The organism is Rhodoblastus sp. (assembly GCF_052145335.1).
Lineage (GTDB): Bacteria > Pseudomonadota > Alphaproteobacteria > Rhizobiales > Beijerinckiaceae > Rhodoblastus.
In genome coordinates this window covers 51566-72715 of record NZ_JBKQOU010000091.1, presented here as the reverse complement: position 1 = coordinate 72715, position 21150 = coordinate 51566, and the positions used below count along the sequence as shown (strand labels likewise).

18 protein-coding genes are annotated in these 21150 nt (G+C 63.3%); 5 read left to right on the top strand and 13 right to left on the bottom strand.

Annotated features, from left to right (window positions below; genetic code table 11):
- Window positions 1-86: 86 nt before the first annotated feature.
- Complete coding sequence (gene glgB, locus ACLP2E_RS06740) at window positions 87-2276, bottom strand: 1,4-alpha-glucan branching protein GlgB (protein WP_442465475.1); 2190 nt, start codon at window positions 2274-2276, stop codon at window positions 87-89.
- 132 nt (window positions 2277-2408) lie between these two features.
- On the opposite strand from glgB, the gene thiD reads away from it, so the two are divergent.
- The gene (gene thiD / locus ACLP2E_RS06735; protein WP_442463416.1) at window positions 2409-3221 is read left to right on the top strand and encodes a bifunctional hydroxymethylpyrimidine kinase/phosphomethylpyrimidine kinase; all 813 of its coding nucleotides are present in this window, start codon (window positions 2409-2411) and stop codon (window positions 3219-3221) included.
- Window positions 3222-3310: 89 nt separating this feature from the next.
- Here the strand turns inward: thiD and ACLP2E_RS06730 are convergent, their stop codons facing one another.
- Complete coding sequence (locus ACLP2E_RS06730; protein WP_442465500.1) at window positions 3311-3532, bottom strand: PH domain-containing protein; 222 nt, start codon at window positions 3530-3532, stop codon at window positions 3311-3313.
- On the opposite strand from ACLP2E_RS06730, the gene ACLP2E_RS06725 reads away from it, so the two are divergent.
- Together ACLP2E_RS06725 and ACLP2E_RS06720 are read left to right on the top strand one after the other, a co-directional pair.
- Window positions 3437-3811, top strand: a complete 375-nt coding sequence (locus ACLP2E_RS06725; protein ID WP_442465501.1) for a hypothetical protein — start codon at window positions 3437-3439, stop codon at window positions 3809-3811. The two genes, ACLP2E_RS06730 and ACLP2E_RS06725, sit on opposite strands and share 96 nt — an antisense overlap.
- Window positions 3812-4086: 275 nt before the next feature.
- Window positions 4087-4323 (top strand): hypothetical protein, encoded by a 237-nt coding sequence (locus ACLP2E_RS06720; RefSeq protein ID WP_442463417.1) that lies wholly within the window; start codon window positions 4087-4089, stop codon window positions 4321-4323.
- 211 nt (window positions 4324-4534) lie between these two features.
- Here the strand turns inward: ACLP2E_RS06720 and ACLP2E_RS06715 are convergent, their stop codons facing one another.
- Complete coding sequence (locus ACLP2E_RS06715) at window positions 4535-5383, bottom strand: C40 family peptidase (RefSeq protein ID WP_442463418.1); 849 nt, start codon at window positions 5381-5383, stop codon at window positions 4535-4537.
- 45 nt (window positions 5384-5428) lie between these two features.
- Window positions 5429-6829, bottom strand: coding sequence for a leucyl aminopeptidase family protein (locus ACLP2E_RS06710; RefSeq protein WP_442463419.1), 1401 nt, complete (start codon window positions 6827-6829; stop codon window positions 5429-5431).
- A 100-nt stretch (window positions 6830-6929) separates the two neighbouring features.
- Between ACLP2E_RS06710 and ACLP2E_RS06705 the strand changes: the two genes are divergently transcribed.
- Complete coding sequence (locus tag ACLP2E_RS06705) at window positions 6930-7763, top strand: tetratricopeptide repeat protein (protein ID WP_442463420.1); 834 nt, start codon at window positions 6930-6932, stop codon at window positions 7761-7763.
- Between the two features lie 10 nt (window positions 7764-7773).
- On the opposite strand, the gene ACLP2E_RS06700 is transcribed toward ACLP2E_RS06705, so the two are convergent.
- Window positions 7774-8796: a class I fructose-bisphosphate aldolase gene (locus ACLP2E_RS06700; RefSeq protein ID WP_442463421.1), complete on the bottom strand. Its 1023-nt coding sequence runs from the start codon at window positions 8794-8796 to the stop codon at window positions 7774-7776.
- 106 nt (window positions 8797-8902) lie between these two features.
- Between ACLP2E_RS06700 and ACLP2E_RS06695 the strand changes: the two genes are divergently transcribed.
- Window positions 8903-10357 (top strand): MFS transporter, encoded by a 1455-nt coding sequence (locus ACLP2E_RS06695; protein ID WP_442465474.1) that lies wholly within the window; start codon window positions 8903-8905, stop codon window positions 10355-10357.
- A gap of 3 nt (window positions 10358-10360) precedes the next feature.
- Here the strand turns inward: ACLP2E_RS06695 and ACLP2E_RS06690 are convergent, their stop codons facing one another.
- The 8 genes from ACLP2E_RS06690 to cpaB all read right to left on the bottom strand — a co-directional run bounded on the left by ACLP2E_RS06690 (window position 10361) and on the right by cpaB (window position 20970).
- The gene (locus tag ACLP2E_RS06690; protein ID WP_442465473.1) at window positions 10361-12880 is read right to left on the bottom strand and encodes a response regulator; all 2520 of its coding nucleotides are present in this window, start codon (window positions 12878-12880) and stop codon (window positions 10361-10363) included.
- Between the two features lie 280 nt (window positions 12881-13160).
- Window positions 13161-14141 (bottom strand): type II secretion system F family protein, encoded by a 981-nt coding sequence (locus ACLP2E_RS06685; protein WP_442463424.1) that lies wholly within the window; start codon window positions 14139-14141, stop codon window positions 13161-13163.
- A 75-nt stretch (window positions 14142-14216) separates the two neighbouring features.
- Entirely contained in the window at window positions 14217-15197 is a 981-nt protein-coding gene (locus ACLP2E_RS06680; RefSeq protein WP_442465472.1) for a type II secretion system F family protein, read from the bottom strand.
- Window positions 15198-15212: 15 nt separating this feature from the next.
- Window positions 15213-16652, bottom strand: coding sequence for a CpaF family protein (locus tag ACLP2E_RS06675; protein WP_442465471.1), 1440 nt, complete (start codon window positions 16650-16652; stop codon window positions 15213-15215).
- Window positions 16653-16687: 35 nt separating this feature from the next.
- Complete coding sequence (locus ACLP2E_RS06670) at window positions 16688-17929, bottom strand: AAA family ATPase (protein WP_442463674.1); 1242 nt, start codon at window positions 17927-17929, stop codon at window positions 16688-16690.
- A gap of 2 nt (window positions 17930-17931) precedes the next feature.
- Complete coding sequence (locus ACLP2E_RS06665; RefSeq protein WP_442463673.1) at window positions 17932-18675, bottom strand: CpaD family pilus assembly protein; 744 nt, start codon at window positions 18673-18675, stop codon at window positions 17932-17934.
- A gap of 13 nt (window positions 18676-18688) precedes the next feature.
- Window positions 18689-20146, bottom strand: a complete 1458-nt coding sequence (locus tag ACLP2E_RS06660; protein ID WP_442465470.1) for a type II and III secretion system protein family protein — start codon at window positions 20144-20146, stop codon at window positions 18689-18691.
- A gap of 23 nt (window positions 20147-20169) precedes the next feature.
- Window positions 20170-20970, bottom strand: coding sequence for a Flp pilus assembly protein CpaB (cpaB, locus tag ACLP2E_RS06655; RefSeq protein WP_442465469.1), 801 nt, complete (start codon window positions 20968-20970; stop codon window positions 20170-20172).
- Window positions 20971-21150: the final 180 nt, after the last annotated feature.

Genomic DNA, 21150 nt, shown 5'->3' with positions numbered 1-21150 from the left:
GAGCTAAAGAGATGCGAATAGGCGTTGCCAACTTTCGAGCTGGCGAATTAGTTTTAGCTCCGTGGCCTTAGTCGAACAGGCAAGAATCAACCATCCGGGGAAATGACCACGACGCCAAACGGCGGCAGAGTCAGCGCCACGCTTTGCGCCTCGCCATGCGCGGAAACCTCCGCGGTTTTGCCGCCGCCGAGATTGCCCATGCCGGAGCCGCCATAGATTTCCGCGTCGGAATTCAGCACCTCTCGCCAAGCGCCCTGAAAAGGAACGCCAAGGACATAATTTTCGCGCGGCGCCGGGGTGAAATTCAGCACCACGACCAGGTCATTTTCGCGCGCGCCCGTCGAGCGGCGGAAAGCGACGACGCAGTTCTCGCGGTCGTCGGCGACGATCCAGGAAAAGCCCTCAGGAGACGCGTCGAGGCGATGCATCGGCGCGAAATCGCGGTAAAGCGCGTTCAGGTCGCGCACCCACTTGCGCACGCCGTTCTTCAGCTCATTGAACGGATGCGGCCAGGGAAAGGGCGCGTCGTGATTCCATTCGCTGTCCTGCGCCAGTTCGCCGCCCATGAACAAAAGCTTCTTGCCGGGATGCGTCCACATCAGCCCGTAAAGCAGGCGCAATTGCGCGTGACGGCGCCAATCGTCGCCCGGCAATTTGGCGACCAGCGCGCCTTTGCCGTGCACCGCTTCATCATGCGACAGCGGCAGCACGAATTTTTCCGAAAATGCGTAGCAGAGGCCGAAAAGTATATCGTCGAGATGCCAGTGGCGATGGACGGGGTCGCGCTGGAAAAAGCGCAAGGTGTCGTTCATCCAGCCCATGTTCCATTTGTAATGGAAGCCGAGGCCGCCGTGCTCCACCTTTTGCGTCACCCCGGGAAAGGCGGTGGATTCCTCGGCTATGGTGATGGCGCCGGGACAGCGCTCGGCAAGCACGCCATTCATCTCGCGCAAAAAAGCGATGGCTTCGAGATTTTCGCGGCCGCCGTGAATATTGGGCGTCCATTCGCCCGCCTCGCGCGAATAATCGCGGTAGAGCATGGAGGCGACGGCGTCGACGCGCAGAGCGTCGACATGGAAAGTCTCGATCCAGTAGAGCGCGCTGGCGATCAGGAAATTGCGGACCTCGTGGCGGCCGTAATTATAAATCAGGGTGTTCCAGTCGCGATGGAAACCCTCGCGCGGATCGGCATGTTCATAGAGCGGATTGCCGTCGAAAGCGACGAGGCCGTATTCGTCATTGGGAAAATGGCCGGGCACCCAGTCGAGCGCCACGCCGATCCCCGCCGCGTGGCAGGCGTTGACGAAACGGGCGAAATCGTCCGGCCCTCCAAGCCGCGAGGTCGGCGCGAACAGGCCGAGCGGCTGATAGCCCCAGGAGCCGCCAAAAGGATGCTCCATGATCGGCATCATCTCGATATGGGTGAAACCCAGCTCGACCACGTAAGGGATGAGGCGCTCGATCGCGCCGTCCCAGGACAGCGGGCAATCGTGCTGGCCGCGCAGCCAGGATTCGATATGGACCTCGTAGAAACTCAGCGGCGCGTCCGGCGCCTGGTTTTTGGCGCGGCTTTCCAGCCAGTCCGCGTCGGTCCATTTTTCCTGCGGCGGCGCTGCGACGATCGAGGCGGTCAGAGGCGCGGGCTCGGCGAGTTTGGCCAGCGGATCGGCCTTCCACGGCAATTTTTTGCCGCCATAGCCGGTGATGGCGAATTTGTAGCGCGCTCCCGCCTCGACGCCGGGCAGGAACAATTCCCACACGCCGGCTTCGATGCGCAGCCGCATGGGATGGCGGCAGGGGTTCCAGCCGTTGAAATCGCCGACCACCGACACGCTATGCGCGTCCGGCGCCCAGACGGCGAACAGCGCGCCTTTTTCGCCGCCGAATTCGCGTAAATTGGCGCCAAAACTGTCGGCCATGCGGAACAGCCGTCCCTGGCGGAACAGGAACAGGTCGTAATCGCTGAGCAGCGGGCCAAAACCATAGGGGTCGACCAGGATTTGCTGGGTGTGACCCCAATCGACTTTCAGCCGATAGGCGCCAGGTTCGAGCCCTTCGGGGCCGGCGACGCCGGCGGTGAAAAAGACGCCGTCTCCGCGCGGCTGCATGGCGATTTCGCGGTCGCCGCCCAAGATTTTGACGCTGACGGCGAAGGGCAGGAAGACCGTCAGGTCGGTCCTGTCGCCGGCCTTCTGCGGGCCGAGGATACGGAACGGATCGCGGCACTGCCCGGCGACAATCTGGGCTAGTTCCGCTTCGCTGGTCTGGACGTTCATTTTCGCTTCCTGCTTCCGCCGGTTCTTATACTCCTTTCGCAACCGCTGCGGCAAAAAGGCGCGTCGTTTCGCGCGAACTTGTTCCTGGCGGAAAAGTCTGCGAGCTTTCGTGCGCTTTAAAGGAGCCCCCGCATGACCGGCCTGGCCAAAATTCTTTCCATCGCCGGATCCGACCCGTCCGGCGGCGCCGGCGCGCAGGGTGACCTGAAGACTTTTTCGGCGCTGGGCTGTTATGGCATGGCGGCCTTGAGCGCGCTGACGGCGCAGAACACGCTCGGCGTCCAGGCGGTTCAAGCCGTCTCGGCCGACTTCGTCGCGCTGCAGATCGAAGCGATCTTCGCCGACATCAATGTCGATGCGGTCAAGATCGGCATGATCGGCGCGACGAAGAATGTCGAGGCCATCGCCACGCAACTGCGTCGATTCGCCGCAAAAAACGTTGTGTTCGATCCGGTTCTGGTCGCCAGCGGCGGTCATAATCTCGGCGGCGCGAAACTGGCGGCGCCGATGCGCGAAAAACTGTTTCCGTTGACCCGGCTGGTGACGCCCAATCTGATCGAAAGCGCGCTGCTGGCGGGCGGACGCATGCCGGAAAATCCGGGCGAGATGCGCGCCATCGCGTTACGGCTTCACGCGCTAGGCGCGCCGGCAGTGCTGGTCAAGGGCGGCCATCTGCCCGATGGCGAAGCGCTCGACCTGCTCTATGACGGCGCCGATTTCACCGAATTTTCAGCGCCGCGGGTGGATACGCGCAATACGCACGGCACCGGCTGCATGCTGTCCGCCGCCATAGCCGCGCGTCTCGGGCAGGGCGCCGAATTGAAGCAAGCCATCGCCGACGCGAAGAAATTTTTGAGCGCGGCTCTGGTTGCCGGGAAAAGTCTCGAAATCGGCGCCGGCCACGGGCCGCCACAGCCCTTTTTCGCGCTGTGGGGCGACCGCTGAGTGCGCTGAGGTCCCATTGCGGCGCCGCGACATAAAGGCCGCGTCGGCGGCTGTCGCGCAATCAACGGACCTTTTTGCAGTGTCGCGCGTCAGGGTGCAGCGAACACCGCCTGCCGAAGTCCGACCGGATCGGCGATGCCGCGGATTGGATCGATAGTTGTCCCCACGCCCCGAATGGTCACGGTCCCAAAGCCAAAAATGCGACCGAGAGCGGATTGGTCGACGTCGACGCTCTCGATCTTGTCGAGGTTCATTTCGACGGTGTGACGAGAGATAAGGCCGTTTTTGCAGATCAAGCGATGGTTGGTCACGGCGATGACCGTCGCCACTCGGCGAATCCAGCCGAAGAAAGCGGCTATGACGGCGAGCGGGACCAGGAAAAGTGCGATGACGAATTTTTCGCCGTGGAGGTTCTGGGGCAGCGCAAGACTCGCGACGAGCAATGCGAGCATGAAGATAGCGTAGCCATAGACGAGCCAATGCCGCCGCGTTTTGAAACGGATGGTTTCGTCGGAGGCAAGCAGCGAATTCACGTATTTCATTGCAGGTTCAATTCGGCGGTTGGCTCGGCGCTGTCGTCGATCGGCTAATCACATTCGCTATATAGGACGGCGGTCCATCATTGCCCGCATCGCGTGAAGCGGAAAACGATCGGCGCGGCGGTATATTCGAGGCCGGTCTGTAACGGAGATTAAGGCCACGTTCTCGTTGCAACTAAAATGCTGCACAGATGTTTCATCTGGAAAGGAGCCGTGAGTATATTCCGATTCTGTCGCGCATCGAATGAACGCCGGCATTTTGCGAAGGCGTCGGAGTCCAAGGGGTTCATTACGAGTTCGGCTGAAACGCCGTGGAGGAGGCTGCGATGCGCATGCTTATCACCCTGTTAGTGATTGCTTATCTTGTTGGCGTCGGCGTCACGCTGGCGCCCACGATCAAAGCAAACTGGAGCACCGCTCCCGCGTCGCAATTCGCCGAGAGCGTTTTAGCGGACCTGCCGAGAGCTTTGTCTTGGCCTGCGACGGCATATCGCAGCATTGCAGAGAGCCCCAGCGCTCCTGACAAGCCAAGCGCTCCTGACAAGCCCAGTTCTGCCCCGTAGCGTGGAGACGGGAGCCGGACACACGTTCGACCTTGGGCAGATTGAGAAGGCGGCTCTTTGTCGAAGGCGCGGATTCTTTTCTCCATCGGGATTCTTTTCTCCATCCCAGAACCTCACCTCATGGCGCCGAACCGACGTCTCGGCGCTGTCTGCAATCCCGCGTGAAACCGCCCCGACCTGATCAATTTTCTTCCACCATGTGCAAGCAGGCTCATAGCCGCCGGATCGAGGTGATTTCGCCGAGGTTGTTCGAGCGCACCCGGTCGCAGACCACAGAAAGCGGCTCGCTGGACACAACCATATGATGCGCGTTGGCGTGGAGCAGCACTTCCTCGTTCTGCATCATGCCGACGTGGCCGCGCCAGAAAACCAGATCGCCGCGCCGCAAGCCGCGCAGCCTTTCGTCGACGTCGGCGCGGCGGCCGAGCGCGGCCTCCATCATGTCGGTGTCGCGCGGCGAAGCTATGCCGGCCGCCGCCAGCGCCACCTGGGTCAGGCCGGAGCAATCGATGCCGATATCGGTCTTGCCGCCCCATAAATAGGGCGTGTGCAGAAAAATTTCGGCCAGTCCGACGAAATCGCGCAAGGGCCGGTCGAGCGGCGCGAGATGGCGCGAATAAATATGACCGCCGGAAGCGATCTGAGAAAACGGTCCGCTCTCAGCGACGATATGAACCTCCGCGGCAAAAGGCAGAGCGTCGAGCGGCGGCGATTTGATGTCCGGCGCCGAATAGATCATGGTGTGGCGGGCGCGCACGCGATGACTTGTTTTGATGATTTCCTCAGTAAGCGCGTCGGCGTCGATATAGCCGACATAGCGGTCGCGATCGAGCTGGCCCCAGCACCAGCCGTTTTTTTCCTCATAGACGATCAGGGTCTCGCCATGCAGCGCCTGGGTGTCGGTGGCGGCGTCCTCGGAAGGGCGGCGGCGCAGGTCGACATGAGAGGCGCGGACCTGCATGCGGCGGCCGGGCGCATAGGCCTGGGCCTGGACGCTGTCGCGCAAATGTTCCGCCGCGAGGTCGGGGCGGGCCGGCGTCAGTCGTTTGTCGTAGTCCAATGAATCTCTCTCGTTTTTGCTCGCTCGAAGCCTATCCGGTTGGGGTTACCGAAGCTTTGCCCGCCCGAACTTTTCGCTGGCCAGACTGAACACCAGGCGCGCCGCCTGCGCCTCGCCGCCTTCGGGACGTCCCGGCCGGGCGGTGGGCGTCCAGCCGTAAATATCGAAATGCGCCCAGGAGACGCCCGGCGAAACGAAGCGGCGCAGGAACAGGGCGGCGGTGATCGAGCCGGCCATGCCGCCCGCCGGCGCATTGTTCAGATCGGCGGTTTTGCCATCGAGCTTCGCCGCGTAGGGCTTCCACAAAGGCAGGCGCCAGACCGGATCGTTGACCGCGAACCCGTGCCGGGAAATGGCTTCGGCGAGCGCGTCGTCGTCGGTGTAGAAAGGCGGCAGGTCCGGCCCCAGCGCCACCCGCGCCGCGCCGGTCAAAGTGGCGAAATCGATCAGCAGCTCCGGTTTCTCGTCGTCGGCCAAAGCCAGCGCGTCGGCGAGGATCAGCCGCCCCTCGGCGTCGGTATTGCCTATTTCGACGGTCAGGCCCTTGCGGCTGGGATAGACGTCGCCGGGGCGGAAAGCCTCGCCGGAGACCGAATTTTCGACGATCGGGATCAGCAGCCGCAGCGCCACGTCGAGATCGGCCGCCATGATCATCGCCGCCGCCGCAAGAGCCGTCGCCGCGCCGCCCATGTCCTTTTTCATCAAGCCCATGGCGCTGTCGGGCTTGATGTCGAGGCCGCCCGAATCGAAACATACCCCCTTGCCGACCAGGGTCATTTTGCGCGCCCGCTTCGGGTTCCAGCGCAATTCGACCAGGCGCGGCTCGCGCGGCGAGCCCTTGCCGACGGCATGGATCAAAGGGAAGTCGCGCGCGAGGGTCTTGCCGCGGAAAACCTTCGCCTTGGCGCCGAATTCAGCGGCGAGACCCAGCGCCGCCGCCTCCAGTTCGTCCGGTCCAAGATCATTGGCTGGCGTGTCGATCAGGTCGCGGGCGAAAGCGACGCAGGAGGCGATCGATTCGATGGCCGCCGCATCGACGTTTTTTGGCGCGACAAGGGCGGCGCGCGAGCGGGGAGCCTTGTAGCGGGTGAAGGAATGCGAGCCGAGCAGGAAGGCCAGAGCGGCGAGTTCGGGCTTTTCGGGATTATTCATCCATCGATAGGCCCCGGCGGGCAGAAGGGTAGCCAAGGCGCCGGGCTGGAACGGGTCGGCGGCGGGATCGTCGTCGAGACAGAAGATCACGCCCGGCGCGCCGTCTTGTTGCGTGAACCAGAAATGGCGACCGGGTTTCGGGTCGAAGGACATGGCGGCGGCGAAACGCAGGGCTTCGGCCGGCAGGCCGGAAATACTCCCCGGCTCCTTCAGCGACGCCGCGAGTTTTTTGGCGCCGGCGAGCCAGACGGGAACGCATTTTTCGCTCGCCTCGGCAAACTTGGGTTTGGGCATTTCGAACATCGGAGGACCTTCAATGGGCGCGCCGTTAACGCTCCATTAGGGTTAACGAATTATTCCTTGGCATAGAAGTCCAAAAGCGAGGGATGGTCAGTTGAGGATTTTTGGCGGGCGCCCGCGCGTTCTCGATCCGCTGATGCTGGGCGTCGCCGCCATGCTTGCCCTTTCCGGCTGCAAACCCGTCGACATGGACACGATCACCGGCTCCATCGGCTCCCCGTCGCAGCCGGCCTCCTCGTCACCCGAGGGTTTGCGCCAGTTTTCCGAAAAATTGCGGCAGCGCTACGAGCAGCATCCCGACGACAAGGCGACGGCGATGGCCTATGCGAAGTCGCTGCGCGCGCGCGACCTCAACGAACAGGCGGCGGCGGTGTTGCAGAATCTGGCGATCAAAAATTCGCGCGACCGCGAAGTGCTCGCCGCCTATGGCAAGACGCTGGCGGACGCCGGCCAGCTGCAGCGGGCGCAAAGCGTGCTGGAACAGGCCGATTCGCCGGATAATCCCAATTGGTCGGTGGTTTCCGCCAGAGGCTCGATTTCCGATCAGCTCGGCGATCACGCCGCGGCGCAGGCCTATTACGACACGGCGTTGAAAATTTCGCCCGGAGAGCCGTCGGTCCTGTCCAATCTCGGCTTGTCCTACGCGCTGTCGCGCGATCTTCCCCGGGCGGAAAATGTGTTGCGCGAGGCGGCGGCGAGCCCGAAGGCCGACATGCGGGAACGCCAGAATCTCGCGCTGGTGCTGGCGCTCGAAGGCAAGTTCGCAGAAGCGGAACAAGTGTCGGCGCGCGATCTGCCGCCGCAGCAGGCGAGGGAGAATATCGCCGCCATCCGCCAGATGATTTCGCAGTCCAATCCCTGGCGCGACATCCAGACGCCCAATGCGCGCAAGCCAAGGCGCATAAACCTCGACACGACGGCGGGCTGAGCGTCGTCGTTCAGGCCGCGGCTTTTTCCTGTTCGTTCGACCATCGTCCTTGTGTGGCGAGGGCGTTCATATGGGCTCGGTGCGCGAAGGCCGCCTGTGCCGCCCGCAGGTTTTCGAACTTGCCCGCCCAGAGTTTCAAAGGCGTATTCTGCAACGCGCGGCCATAGCTGAAGGTCAAGGGCCAGGGTCCCCCGAGGCGATTGATCGCGTTGAGATTGGCTGTGGCTTCGACTTCCGACTGGCCGCCGGAAAGGAAGGCTATTCCGGGAACGGCCGCCGGCGCGCAGTTGCGCAAAACCCGCAAGGTCGCGCTGGCCACCTGCTCCGGCGACGCCTGGCGCGCGCATTTTTTACCGGGAACCGCCATATTCGGCTTCAGCACCATCCCTTCCAGCAGCACGCGGGCTTCATAGAGCCGCATGAACACCGTCTTCAGCACGAATTCAGTTACTTCCATGCTGCGTTCGATGTCGTGCGACCCATCCATCAATACCTCGGGCTCGACGATGGGAACGATGTCGGCTTCCTGGCAAAGCGCGGCATATCGCGCCAGCGCATGGGCATTGGCTTCTACTGCATAAGCGGTGGGGATGTTTTCGCCGATATCGATGGTGGCGCGCCATTTCGCAAAACGCGCGCCGAGGATAAAATATTCGCGCAGTCGCTCCCGCAGACCGTCGAGGCCTTCCGTGATGGCCTCGCCGGGAAAGCCGGCAAGCGGCTTGGCCCCGTCGTCGACCTTGATCCCGGGAATGGCGCCGGCCTCCTCGATCAACTTGACCAGCGGCGTTCCGTCCGTGGCGGTCTGGCGGATCGTTTCGTCGAACAGAATGACGCCGGAAATGTTCGCGCTGATTGCTTCCTGTGAGCGAAACAGCATTTCGCGGTAGTCGCGACGGGTCTCGGCGGAGGTTTCGATCCCGCTCGCTGCGAAACGCCGGGTGATCGTGGGCGTGCTTTCGTCCGCCGCTAGAATGCCCTTTCCGGGCGCAACCATCGCGCGCGCGACGTTGACGAGTTGGTCACGGTCCATCGGGGCCCTCCTTTATGCGGGGTTACTTTCGAACTGGAGGAACTTGGCGCGGCGGCTTTAGGTTCGGGAACGCGTCATCACATTTTGCAGGCCCTCGGAGCTCGGCTTGACCTCGATCGTTTCGTCATCGGACCGCCGCCTCACCGAGACGGATATTCCAGCGAGACTGGAGCGCTTGCCCTGGGCCGGCTTCCACCGGCTCGTGGTCGCGGCGCTGGGCATAACCTGGATACTCGACGGGCTCGAAGTCACCTTGGCCGGCTCGGTCGCCGGGGCTCTGCGCGCCAGCCCGGCTCTGGCTTTTTCCGATGTCGATGTCGGCCTTGCCGGCAGCGCCTATCTCCTTGGCGCCGTAACCGGCGCCATTTTTTTTGGCTGGCTGACCGATCGCCTGGGCCGAAAAAAGCTGTTCTTCATCACCATCGCGACCTATCTTTTGGCGACCGCGCTCACCGGCCTGTCATGGAGCCGCACGAGCTTTTTCCTGTTCCGGTTTCTGACCGGCGCGGGGATAGGCGGCGAATATTCCGCGATCAATTCGGCGATCCAGGAACTTGTCCCCGCGCGTTATCGCGGCTTCACCGATCTCGTCATCAACGGCAGCTTCTGGCTCGGCGCTGCGCTCGGCGCGCTGGTCGCCGTCGCGCTTTTAAACCCTGCGCTGATCGATCCGGAGCTTGGCTGGCGTCTGGCTTTTTTTTCCGGCGCCGGTCTCGGCTGCGTCGTCTTTTTCATGCGCATGTGGATTCCGGAAAGTCCTCGCTGGCTGGTGATTCATGGCCGCGCCGCCGAGGCCAAAGCCGTGGTCGAGCAGATCGAGCGGCAATTCATCGATTCGGGAATCGAGCTTGCGCAGGTCGGCGACGAGGCGCGCATGAAACTGCGCGCCCGTGACCACACGCCGCTGGCGGAAGCGTTTCGCGCCTTGTTTGTCACCTATCGTTCGCGCACATTCGTCGGCCTGGTTCTGATGGCGGCGCAGGCGTGTTTCTTCAACGCGATCTTCTTCACCTATGCGCTGGTGCTGACGAAATTCTACCAGGTCAGGAGCGACCATGTCGGCTGGTATATCCTGCCCTTCGCCATCGGCAATTTCCTCGGCCCTGTCGTTCTCGGGCGGCTTTTCGATACGGTCGGACGGCGTGCGATGATCGCCTTGACCTACGCCATGTCGGGATTGCTGCTGCTTGGCTGGGGCGTTTTGTTCGAGCGCGACATGTTGACGGCGATCACCCAGACTCTGGGCTGGATGACCGTCTTCTTCTTTGCCTCGCCGGCCGCCTGCGCCGCCTATCTCACGGTCAGCGAAACCTTCCCGATCGAGATCCGCGCGTTGGCCATCGCTTTGTTCTACGCTTTCGCCACGGCGATTGGCGGCGTCGCCGCGCCGTTCATTTTCGGCAAGCTGATCGAAAGCGGTTCGAGGTCGATTCTGTTCGAAGGTTACGTTTCTGTCGCTTTCCTGATGCTCGCGGCATCGCTGGTCGCCGCATTTTTTGCAGTCCCTGCCGAACGCAAGTCGCTGGAGGAAGTCGCGGCGCCGCTGTCGATGGATCGGTGAAGTTCAGCTCCGCCGATTCGGCGCCAGCGACTTTCGAATGGCGTCCTGAAGATCTTCCGGCCTGAACGGCTTGGCCAAAACGGTGATTCTCTCGTCGGGAAGCTCGTCAAAGCTAAAACTGGCGCCCGACGCGAGGATGACCGCGAGGTCAGGCTTTTCGACCAATGCTTTCCGGATCAGTTCGATACCGTTCATTTCCGGAAGGATGAAATCGGTGACCAGCACATCGATTGGCGCGCCGCCGGCGAGGACGCTCAGCGCCTGGGAAGGCTTCGCTACCTCCCTTACCTGGTAGCCGGCTTCCTCGCACAGGCTGACCATGAGGAAGCGGACCATTTCGTCGTCCTCGACAATGAGGAGGGACGGGCGAAGTTCCGCGTCTTGCGGGCTGCCGCCGGACTGCCTTTGTGCGGGCTCCACCGTCGATCCCATGGGCGGCCGGGCCGAGGCCGAAAGCACCGAACGGATGGTCTGAGCAAGTTGCGATTCACGGTAAGGCTTGCTCAACAGCACGACGCCTTCGAGCAGGCGGCCGTCGCGCATGATCATGTTCTCGGAATATCCGGAAGTGTAGAGCACGGGCAGGTTTGGGATAATCTTTCGGGCCTCGTCGGCCAGGGACCGACCGTTCCACGCGCCAGGCATGACCATGTCGGTGAAGAGCAAATCGACCGTGCCTCCAGCCGCCAGGATCTGCGACGCTTCCTCGCCATTGGCCGCGACTAGGACGCGATAGCCCAGCTCGGCCAGCAAGGCGGTCACCGAATTGCGGACATCGGCTTCGTCCTCGACGACGAGAATGGTCTCGCCACGACCCCGCTCGATCACGGGCGCCTCGACGGCGCGAGTTGTTTCGTCCACCAGGCTGCGCGGCAGATAGAGTTTTATGGCGGTCCCTTCGCCTGGACGGCTCTCGATCCGGATATGCCCGCCCGATTGCCTGATGAATCCATAAACCATTGCGAGGCCGAGGCCTGTGCCGACGCCCTCCGGCTTCGTCGTGAAGAACGGCTCGTAGACGCGATCGAGTATCTCCGGGGCCATCCCGATCCCTCTGTCGCGCACCGTCAATTGGACATATTCCCCGGCCGTCACGTCGCGATGGGCCGCCGCATAGGCCTCATCGAGGATGCGGTTTTTCAGCTTTATCGTCAGTTTGCCGCCGTCAGGCATCGCGTCGCGCGCATTGATCGCCAGATTGAGCAAGGCGTTCTGCAGTTGGTCGGGATCGATCAGAGCCGTCCATAATCCGGCTGCGGCGACCAGTTCTATCGTGACGCGTTCGCCGAGACAGCGGCGCAGCAGGTCCATCATTTCGCCGACCATGCGGTCGAGGCGCGATGGTTCCGGACGCAGGGGCTGGCGGCGGGCGATGGCCAATAGCTGGCTGGTCAGTTTCGCGCCCTGTCGCGCGCCGTTCATGGCGTTTCGCAGAAAGGGCGAGGCCTGGCCGCCGCCGTCCAGAACGCGCAGGCCGAGGTCAAGGTTGGAGAGAATGACCTGGAGGTGATTATTGAAATCGTGGGCGATGCCGCCGGTCAGCTGGCCGAGCGCCTCCATCTTCTGGGCGCGGCAAAGCGATTTCTGGATCTCGTCACGCTCGCGGCGGGTGCGCAGAGCGATGACGCCGTAGGCGAGATTGTCGGCGAGCTGGACGAGCAGCGCCAGTTCCTCCGGGCCGAAGGCATAGGTTTCGCCCGCATATATCACCAGGGCGCCGAATACTCCCGCCCCATCCTTGAGCGGCAGGGAGAGGCTCGACAGATAGCCCCTCTCCGCCGCGGCGGCGCGCCAGGGACTCATGACCGCGTTGTTGACGAAATCATTATTGACCTGGGGCACGCCGGTGCGGATGGACATTCCGGACGGACCCCGGCCGAACGGGTCATTCTCCTCCCAGCTCAGCCGGATCGCCGCGAGGTAGCCAGCTTCGCGCCCGGCGTGCGCGACAGGCCGTATCGTCTTTGCCTCATCATGATCGACCATGCCGACGAAGGCCATTCGGTAGCCGCCAAACTCGATGATCACCCGGCACATGACCTCGAAGAGGTCATGCTCGTTGTCGGCGCGAACCAGGGCCTGATTGCCTTCGCCCAATGTCCTCAGGATTCGTCCAAGCCGCAGATTTTTGCGCTCGGTCCGCCAACGTTGGGTGGCGTCCAAGAGACGGGCGACAAGGAGGGCTTCCTTTCCGGCGCCAACAACATAAAGCTCGCCCTCAAGATGCAAAGTCGGGCCTTCCGCGCGGGAAAATTCAAATTCGAACCTGTCGGGAGGAAAAGCTTCGTCGGCTTTGAGCCGACCCAAGGATTCGGCCAGGCGGGTTCGCAATGCCTCCGGTAGACGGCTTTCGGCGGCGACGCATCCCAACAACTCGGATACAGGAATGGCGAACATCTTTTCGGCGCCGCCATTGATCGCCGCCACGCGCCCCTGCAAGTCCAGGCCGATGAACGTGTCCGAAGCGCCGCCGAGGATCGCGCGAATGCGCGCTTCATTGCTCCAGAACGCCGTCAGTTCCATGAACGCTCTCCGGCGAGAACTTCGATCGGTGGTCAATAAGCGATTACGACAAGGAATTCCATCACGACAACTACTGAAGGAAATCGCCTCGGTCTCCGACCTGCGGCGATGATGGATCGTCAACCTGGAGGCCTGTCCCGTTTCGTTCGGCTCGAGACTTCAGCTTGAACACGGCCATTAATTGCTTCAAGACGCTTGTACTTTAGCCGTTTAACGTCACAAAAATTCTACCGGATCTTGTTCGACTTTTATGTGACAACGCGCTTCGTCGCGTCGGCCTTCAATAAGTTTGTCCCGAAATCTGGATGATCGCCGGAGTCAGGATCACCGCGAAAAGCACCGGCAAAAAAAACAGGATCATCGGCACCGTCAGTTTGGGCGGCAGCGAGGCGGCCTTTTTTTCCGCCTCCATCATTCGCGCGTCGCGCGCCTCTTGCGACACCACCCGCAAGGCCGAGCCGAGCGGCGTGCCGTATTTCTCCGCCTGCACCAGCGATGTGGCGATGGCCTTCACCGCCTCCAGCCCGGTGCGTTTGTGGAAATTGTCGTAAGCCGCGCGCCGGTCGGGCAGATAGGACAGTTCCGCCGTGGTCAAGGTGAATTCCTCGGCCAGCGGAATGGAGCGGACGCCGATTTCCTGGCTGACGCGCCGAAACGCGTGTTCGATCGACATGCCGGATTCGACGCAGATCAGCAAAAGGTCCATCGCGTCGGGGAAGGCGCGCTTCATGCTTTGCTGGCGCTTGACGATGGTGTTGGTCAGATAGATTTCCGGGGCCTTCAGGCCGGCGAAAGCGAGTGCGATCACGCAAGCCAGCCGGCCGGGCAAGGTCAGCTCGACCCGGAGAATCACGAACAGGTAGATCGCGCCGAACAGCAGCAGCCCGATCGGCGTCACCAGGCGGAAAAACAAAAAGCCGATTTCCGCTTGCGGGCCGCGATAGCCCGCCATCGCCAGTTTCGCCTTGGCGCCCGCGGCGCCGAGCCATTTCGACAGGCCGTAGCGCTCGACAATATCGCGCATATAGGCCTTGGGCGTCTGGCGCAGATTGCCGCCGCCATTCTTGGCCTGCAGCTTTTCGCGTTCGCGTGCGCGGATGCGTTCGCGCTCCGAGGCGACCAGTTTCATTCTCTCGCCAAGGCGGTCGCCTTCGAGCAGGGGCAGCCCGATCGAGATCAGGCTGGCGATGGTAAAGCAGCCGACCAGCAGGGCCTCGAGGAACCTGGCGTTGGTGAGTTTTTCGAGGAGCAGTGAAAACATCGCTTCGGCCTTGCGTGGCAATGGACAACGGGGATGGTCAGGAGCGAAGCGTCGCCAAGCTTGCGCGAGAAAAGATCAGATATCGAAGGCGATCATCTTCTGCATGATGAAGATGCCGATCCCCATCACCACGGCGCAGACGCCGAGCACGATGCGGCCCGTGTCGGTGATCCACAAAAGCTCGATGTAATGGGGGCTGGTGAGATAGACCAGCGCCGCCACCACGATCGGCAGCGAGCCGATGATCATCGCCGAGGCCTTGGCCTCCGAGGAAATGGCCTTGACCTTGTCGCGCATCTTCTTGCGCTCGCGCAGCACGCGTGAAAGGTTGGCCAGCGCCTCGGCGAGATTGCCGCCCGCCTTCTGCTGAATGGCGACGACAATGGCGAAGAAGTTGGCTTCCGGGGTCGGGATGCGCTGCGGCATCCGCTCGACCGCCTCGGCGGCCGACAGGCCGAGTGTCTGCGCCTCGACGATCCGGCGAAATTCCGAGCGCACCGGCTCGCCGGCTTCGGCGGCGATGACGCGCAGGCAGTCTCCGAGCGGAAGGCCGGCCCTGACGCCGCGAATGATGATGTCGATGGAATTGGGAAATTCCTGCGCGAATTTCTTCAGTCGACGCCGCGTCAGGAAGCCGAGCGCGAAATTGGGCAGGCCCAGGCCGCCGATGATCAGGCCGCCGAGAGCCAACAGCGGACTACCGCTTAAGCCCAGCAGCGCCAGCGCCGTCACTGTCGCGGCGCAACCGGCGGCAAGGAAAAAATTCAGCCTGGTCAGGTTCAGGCCCGCCCGGGCGATGCGCGTTTCAATGCCGATCCTGTTTTTTTCGGCGTTGCGCTGCTCCAGTTCCTTGAGGCTTTCCGAGACCTGCTTGCGCCGGGTGGCGGCGTCGGCGGCGCGATGGTCGCCGCGCCGCCCCGTTCCCTTGGCGACGACATGGGCGTGGCGCTTTTCCGCCTTCGCCTCGCCGGTCAGGAAGGGAAAAATCAGGACGTAAAACGCGCCGGCGCAGGCGGCGACGGCGAGCAGGACGATCAGAATCGAGCGTGTGTCCATGGTAATACCTTCCCCTCATTCGCCGATATCCGACGCGTCGAGCGCAGCGGCGAGACGTTCCTCCTCGCCGAAATAGCGGGCGCGGTCCCAGAAGCGGGGACGGCCGATTCCGGTGGAGCGATGGCGCCCCAGCAGCCTGCCGTTGGCGTCCTCGCCGGTGATGTCATAAAGAAAAAGATCCTGGGTGAGCGCGACGTCGCCCTCCAGCCCCATCACCTCGGTGATGTGGGTGATGCGGCGCGAGCCGTCGCGCAGGCGCGCCGCCTGAATGATTACGTCCACCGAGGAAACGATCATTTCGAGAATGGTGCGCGACGGCAGCGTGAAACCGCCCATGGTGATCATCGATTCGAGGCGGCTGAGCGCCTCGCGCGGCGAATTGGCGTGCAAGGTTCCCATCGAGCCGTCGTGGCCGGTGTTCATCGCCTGAAGCAGGTCGAAGGCCTCCGCGCCGCGCACTTCGCCGACGATGATGCGTTCGGGACGCATGCGCAGGCAGTTCCTGACCAGATCGCGCATGGTGATCGCGCCCTGGCCTTCGAGATTGGGCGGCCGCGTTTCGAGGCGAACCACATGCGGCTGCTGCAATTGCAGTTCGGCGGCGTCTTCGCAGGTGATGACGCGCTCGTCGAGATCGATGTAATTGGTCAAGCAGTTCAGCAAGGTGGTCTTGCCGGAGCCGGTGCCGCCGGAAATCACCACATTGCAGCGCACCCGGCCGATGACCTTCAGGATCTCCGCGCCCGCCGGCGAAATCGCGCCGAATCGCGTCAGCTGGTCGAGGGTCAGCTTGTCTTTCCGGAACTTGCGGATGGTCAGCGCCGGACCGTCGATCGCCAGCGGCGGCGCGATGACATTTACGCGCGAGCCATCGGCCAGGCGGGCGTCGCAGATCGGCGAGGCGTCGTCGACGCGGCGGCCGACCTGGCTGACGATGCGCTGGCAGATGTTCATCAATTGCGTATTGTCGCGGAAGCGCACGCCGGTCAGCTGGATCTTGCCGCCGACTTCGATGAAGGTGCGCGTCGCGCCGTTGACCATGATGTCGGCTATGTCGTCGCGCGCCAGCAGCGGCTCCAGCGGACCATAGCCGAGCACGTCGTTGCAGATGTCGTCGAGCAGATCCTCCTGTTCGGCGATCGACAGCACGACATTCTTGATCTGGATGATTTCATTGACGATGTCGCGGATTTCCTCGCGCGCGCTGTCGGCGTCGAGCCGCGACAATTGCGACAGGTCGATGGCCTCGATCAGCGCGCCGAAAATCATGCTCTTGGTGAGGTAATAATCGTCCGAACGGCGTTTTTCCGACTGCGCCGCCGCCACGGCCAAAGGCGCCGCCGGCATGACGATAGCCTGCGGCGCAACGGAAGCCGCGATCGCCTCGACGCGCGAGGCGGACGGTCCCTGCGGCGCGCGCGGGGGGGCGCTGCTGGCGGAGCGCTTTCCAAACATCGTTGTTCCCGTCCTCCCGATTCCCGATGCCCCGATTATCCTCTGAACGCCGCCAGCAACGGTTCGAGAAAGCCTTTCGATCCGCGCCTGACTGCGCCGCGTCCGGTAACGAGGCGCGCGAGATCGTTGAAAACCTGCGCTGTTTTGGCGCCGTCTTCCATTTCGGCGATCATCTGGCCGTTGTTGGCCGCCGTCCCGAACAGCCGGGCGTCGTGAGCAATAATGGCGCACGGCTCGGCCTCGACCGCCTTGGCGAAATCGGCGGCCGCGATCTCCGGCCGTTTCGGCAAGCCGACGCCGTTGAGCACCAGCCTGGGGGCGGGATCGCTCCTGCGCGCGGCGCGGAGAACGTCGAGCAGGCTCTTGGCGTTGCGCAGGCTCGCCAGCTCGGGCGAGGCGACCAGCACGGCTTCGTCCGCGGCCGCCAGCATCCGCCGCGACCAGGCGGTCCAGACATGGGGCAGGTCGAGAACGATGTAGGGCGTGGAGGCGCGCAACAGGTCGAGGAGGCCGTCGAAGGCGTTTTCGTGCAGATCGTAACAGCGATCGACCGTCGCCGGCGCGGCGAGGATCGACAGCTTGTCGCTGCATTTCGACAGCAGCCGGTCAAGCAGATTGGCGTCGAGCCGATCGGGCGCGAACACCGCTTCCGCTATTCCCTGCGGCGGGTCCTGATTGAAGTCGAGGCCGGCGGTGCCGAAGGGCAGGTCAAAATCGGCGATGACGGTCGAGGCGTCCAGTTCGCGCGCGATCGACCAGGCGAGATTATGCGCCACGCAGGAGGCGCCAACTCCGCCCTTGCAGCCGGCGACGGCGATGATGCGGCCGAGCGGAACGGCAGAATCGTGATGATATTGCGCCGACACGGCCGCGATGAAATCCATCATGGCGAAAGGCTGGACGAGATAATCGCCGACGCCGCGGGAAATCAGTTCGCGGTAGAGCGTGATGTCGTTGACCCGGCCGATCACCATCACCTTGGTGCCGCTGTCGCAATATTCGGCCAAAGTTTCGAGCTGTTCCATCAATTCGCGGCGCGCGCCCGAGGATTCAAGGACGATGACATTGGGCGTCGGCGCGGCGCGATAGGCTTCGACGGCGGCAGGGGCGCCGCCCATGTTGACCTTGACATGGGCCTTTTCCATGCGGCGGTCCTTTGCCGCGTCGCCGATCAGCGCCGCGATTTCCGGCGTTTCGCAAAAGGCCTGCAGGGATATCCGCGGAGCAGGAGGGATCTGCGCGGTCCCCGTGGACGATGGTCTGGCTTGGCTGGTCATGGTCAGTTCCCGAGGCCGCCGATATTGCTGTTCTGAACGAGCCAGTCCGTGCCGGGATCCTTGCCGGCGCGCACGGCGTCGATGGCGCGGCCGCGCATGTGCGAATCCGCCGGCGTGTCGGCGGCGGGGCCGATGAGGTCGCGCGGGTCGGCGGTCTGGGCGGCGAGCATCTGCTGGCTGGCGCAGCCGAAATTCCAGTAGGGCTTGTTTTCCCAGCCGTCGACCGACGAGCCCGACGCGAGATCTGTCGGCCATTGGCCGCAGCGCGAGCGAATCTGGGCGACGACGGAGGCGTAGGAGAAACGGATCGGCGAGGCCAGCGACGGATTGGCCACCGGATAGGTCGAGACCAGCACATAGCCGCGCGCGCCGCCCGCCACGAGAGCCCGGCGCAGTCCCGGCAGGGCGGCGCGGGCTTCCGCCTCGCCGGGGCCGCCCTGCGGCAGGGCGATTGCTATGTCGCCGGAACCGTTGGCGCGGTATTGGCCGGCGAACTGGCGGACCTGCGCCCGCGTCCTCGGATCGAGTTCGCCGCCTCTTGTTTCCGCCATGACATCGAGATTTACGCGCCCGCGCGTCAGTTCGATCGGGTGGAGAGCGCGCACATCCCGTGGCTCGACGGAGCTGGTGACGATACGGTCGGCGCCGCCACATGCGGCCAGGGGCGCGGTCAGCGCCAGCAGGAGCATGACCCGCCATTTTCGCGCGCTGCTGTTACGTCTCGGCGCCGATCGAAGCTGCGACATGCGGTCTTTCCGTTCAGTCATGGATGAAGCCGACGCGGCCGTTGAAACGCCGGAAGGCTTGGGGATTGTCGGCGGTCGAATAGAGCTTGTTGACGCGGCCGAGCAGCCAGGCCTGAGGGTCGCTGGCGTCGGCGAAGTTTTCGTCGGGCCGCGCCAGCGCGCTGGCTGGAACCGATTTGGCGATATAGGGCGTGACGACGATCATCAGTTCGGTCTCCTGCCGCTGGTAGTCGCGCGAGCGGAACAGGGCGCCGAGGATCGGCAGGTCCATCGCTCCCGGCGTGCCGTTGATCGCCTGGTTGGACATGGACTGGATCAGGCCCGCGGTGGCGATCGAGCCGCCGGTGGGCAATTCGACGGTGGTGTCGTGCCGCCGGGTGCGAAAGCCGGGCACGGTCTCGCCATTGATATTGGCCGAAGTGCTCGGATCGATTTCTGCGACCTCGGTGGCGACCCGCAGCGAAATGCGTCCCGAGGCGAGGACGACCGGGGTGAAGTTCAGCGTCACGCCATAGGTCTTGTAGGTGACGGCGGCGCTGCAGGTGGAGCCGGTCGAGCCGGTGGCGCCGACGCAGGTCATGCCGCCGGATATCGGCACTTCGCCGCCGACGGTAAAATGCGCGCTTTCGCCGGAAACCGCGGTGACGGTGGGCTCGGCGAGGGTTCTCGCGACGCCGTTTCGCTCAAAGGCCTGCAGGGTCTGGGTGAGCATGGAAGGGCCGCCGAATTTGGTCAGCGTGTTGAGCGCCCCGGTGGTCATCGGGCCGCCATTGACCGAATAGGGATTGTTCTGGGCGAACGAGCCCCAGTTGCCGGCCAGCGTCGAGGAACTGATGCCGAGCTGCTTGGAAATGCTGCGCTGGATTTCGGCGATGGTGACCTTGATCATCACCTGGTCGCGGCCCCTGATGGTGATGGCGTTGACCACCATGCCGGGAGCGCTCCCGGGGGCGCCGCCGACGCCGGATTTTCCGCTTTCGGCGAAGCCTTTGGCGATGTCGAGGGCGGTCTGCATGTCGCCCGGCGACTCGACTTCTCCGGTCAGGATGATCGAATCGTTGACGGTCCGCGCGAGAATTCGGGAATGGGGCAGGGCAGTCTGGAGAATGTTCTGCAATTGCCCGATGTCGCGGCCGATCGATAGTTCCAGGGTGGCGATGCGCCTTCCCTGCCGGTCCATGGCGTAGATCGTCGTCTGACCCGCCGACTGGCCTATGATGTAGATTTTTCGGGCCGAGCGGACGACGGCGTTGGCGATGGCGGGATTGCCGACGAAAATCTCGCCGGCGTCGGTGGGCAGTTCGACGATCATCGACTTGCCGACGCCCATCGTCATGCGGCGCGAGGCGTCGCCGGCCTGCAGCGAGATAAGGTCGCCGTCGCCGGCGCGCGCGCTTTCCGCCAGCGGCGCCGCAAAGGCGAGCCATGCGACCAATCCTGCGAGCAGCCTGGGACGCGTCCTGTGCATCATGCCTTGCTCCTGCGCGCGGCCGGTCATTTGCCGCGCGATTGGGTGGCGACGCCGGCGCGCACGACGGTGACGGCGCCATCGTGGCTTTCCTGCGCCGGGCTGAGCGGGGCGATCTCCCGGCCGTCCTGCATCGAACGAAGAACCAGCGACAATTGCCCGACGCGCTGCGCCAGAATCACGGCTTCGGACTGATGCGGATCGAGTTCCAGCGTCGCCGTCGAGCCGGTGACATAGGCCTGCCCACCCTTGTCCTGAGCGTTCTGGCCGATGGCCAGCACACGAACATTGGTGATCAGGGTCTCGCTGACATAGGCGTCGCCGCCGCCGGTCTTGGCGGCGTCCTCGTCCCGGTAGATGCGGATGACGTCGACGCGGTCGTTGGGCAGGATGAAATTGCCGGCGGTGGTCGAGCCGCTGCCTTCGATATTGATGGCGACGGCGCGATAGCCCGGCGCCAGAATCGCCGAAAGAAAGCCGGAATTGGCGCCCTTGAACAATTTTTCCTTGCGGATCGGCTCGCCGGCGAGAAAGGCGCCGCGAACGACGGAATCCTTCATTTCCTCGATGGCGTCGGCATTATCGGATTTGCGGACCATTCCCCGGACGGTCGACTCCTTCGGCCAGTCCTGCCAGGCGAAGTCGCCCGGCTGGGTCACCACGCCGAAGGTCAGTTCATGCGCCGCCACCAGCACCTGATCCTGCTTCACGGGCGTCGGCGCCAAGGCCGCCGGCGGCGTCGGCTCCGGCCTGTCGAGCACGAGGTAGGTGGCGCCCCCGCCGCAGGCGATGACAAAGGCCAGGAAAATGAGCCGCGATTTTTTCATGACCGATTCGACAATCCGCGAGGACGCTCCCGGGAGGAGCAGTAGCCGGATTTAGGCAGTAAAAAGTCAACTTATAGTTAATATAACATTTAAGTTGCTGACGTAACGGCAGTTATAGTACGTATTAAATGATAATAATAAATCTGTAGTCTTGAAGGCTCGGCAAAATTAAAAAGGCGT

Coding starts and splice junctions, on each gene's coding strand:
- ACLP2E_RS06660 (WP_442465470.1), bottom strand. CDS start 20,146: ATGATGCACAGGACGCGTCCCAGGCTGCTCGCAGGATTGGTCGCATGG.
- cpaB (WP_442465469.1), bottom strand. CDS start 20,970: ATGAAAAAATCGCGGCTCATTTTCCTGGCCTTTGTCATCGCCTGCGGC.
- ACLP2E_RS06665 (WP_442463673.1), bottom strand. CDS start 18,675: ATGTCGCAGCTTCGATCGGCGCCGAGACGTAACAGCAGCGCGCGAAAA.
- ACLP2E_RS06710 (WP_442463419.1), bottom strand. CDS start 6,829: ATGCCCAAACCCAAGTTTGCCGAGGCGAGCGAAAAATGCGTTCCCGTC.
- ACLP2E_RS06680 (WP_442465472.1), bottom strand. CDS start 15,197: ATGGACACACGCTCGATTCTGATCGTCCTGCTCGCCGTCGCCGCCTGC.
- ACLP2E_RS06720 (WP_442463417.1), top strand. CDS start 4,087: ATGCGCATGCTTATCACCCTGTTAGTGATTGCTTATCTTGTTGGCGTC.
- ACLP2E_RS06670 (WP_442463674.1), bottom strand. CDS start 17,929: ATGACCAGCCAAGCCAGACCATCGTCCACGGGGACCGCGCAGATCCCT.
- ACLP2E_RS06685 (WP_442463424.1), bottom strand. CDS start 14,141: ATGTTTTCACTGCTCCTCGAAAAACTCACCAACGCCAGGTTCCTCGAG.
- ACLP2E_RS06690 (WP_442465473.1), bottom strand. CDS start 12,880: ATGGAACTGACGGCGTTCTGGAGCAATGAAGCGCGCATTCGCGCGATC.
- ACLP2E_RS06700 (WP_442463421.1), bottom strand. CDS start 8,796: ATGGACCGTGACCAACTCGTCAACGTCGCGCGCGCGATGGTTGCGCCC.
- ACLP2E_RS06675 (WP_442465471.1), bottom strand. CDS start 16,652: ATGTTTGGAAAGCGCTCCGCCAGCAGCGCCCCCCCGCGCGCGCCGCAG.
- glgB (WP_442465475.1), bottom strand. CDS start 2,276: ATGAACGTCCAGACCAGCGAAGCGGAACTAGCCCAGATTGTCGCCGGG.
- thiD (WP_442463416.1), top strand. CDS start 2,409: ATGACCGGCCTGGCCAAAATTCTTTCCATCGCCGGATCCGACCCGTCC.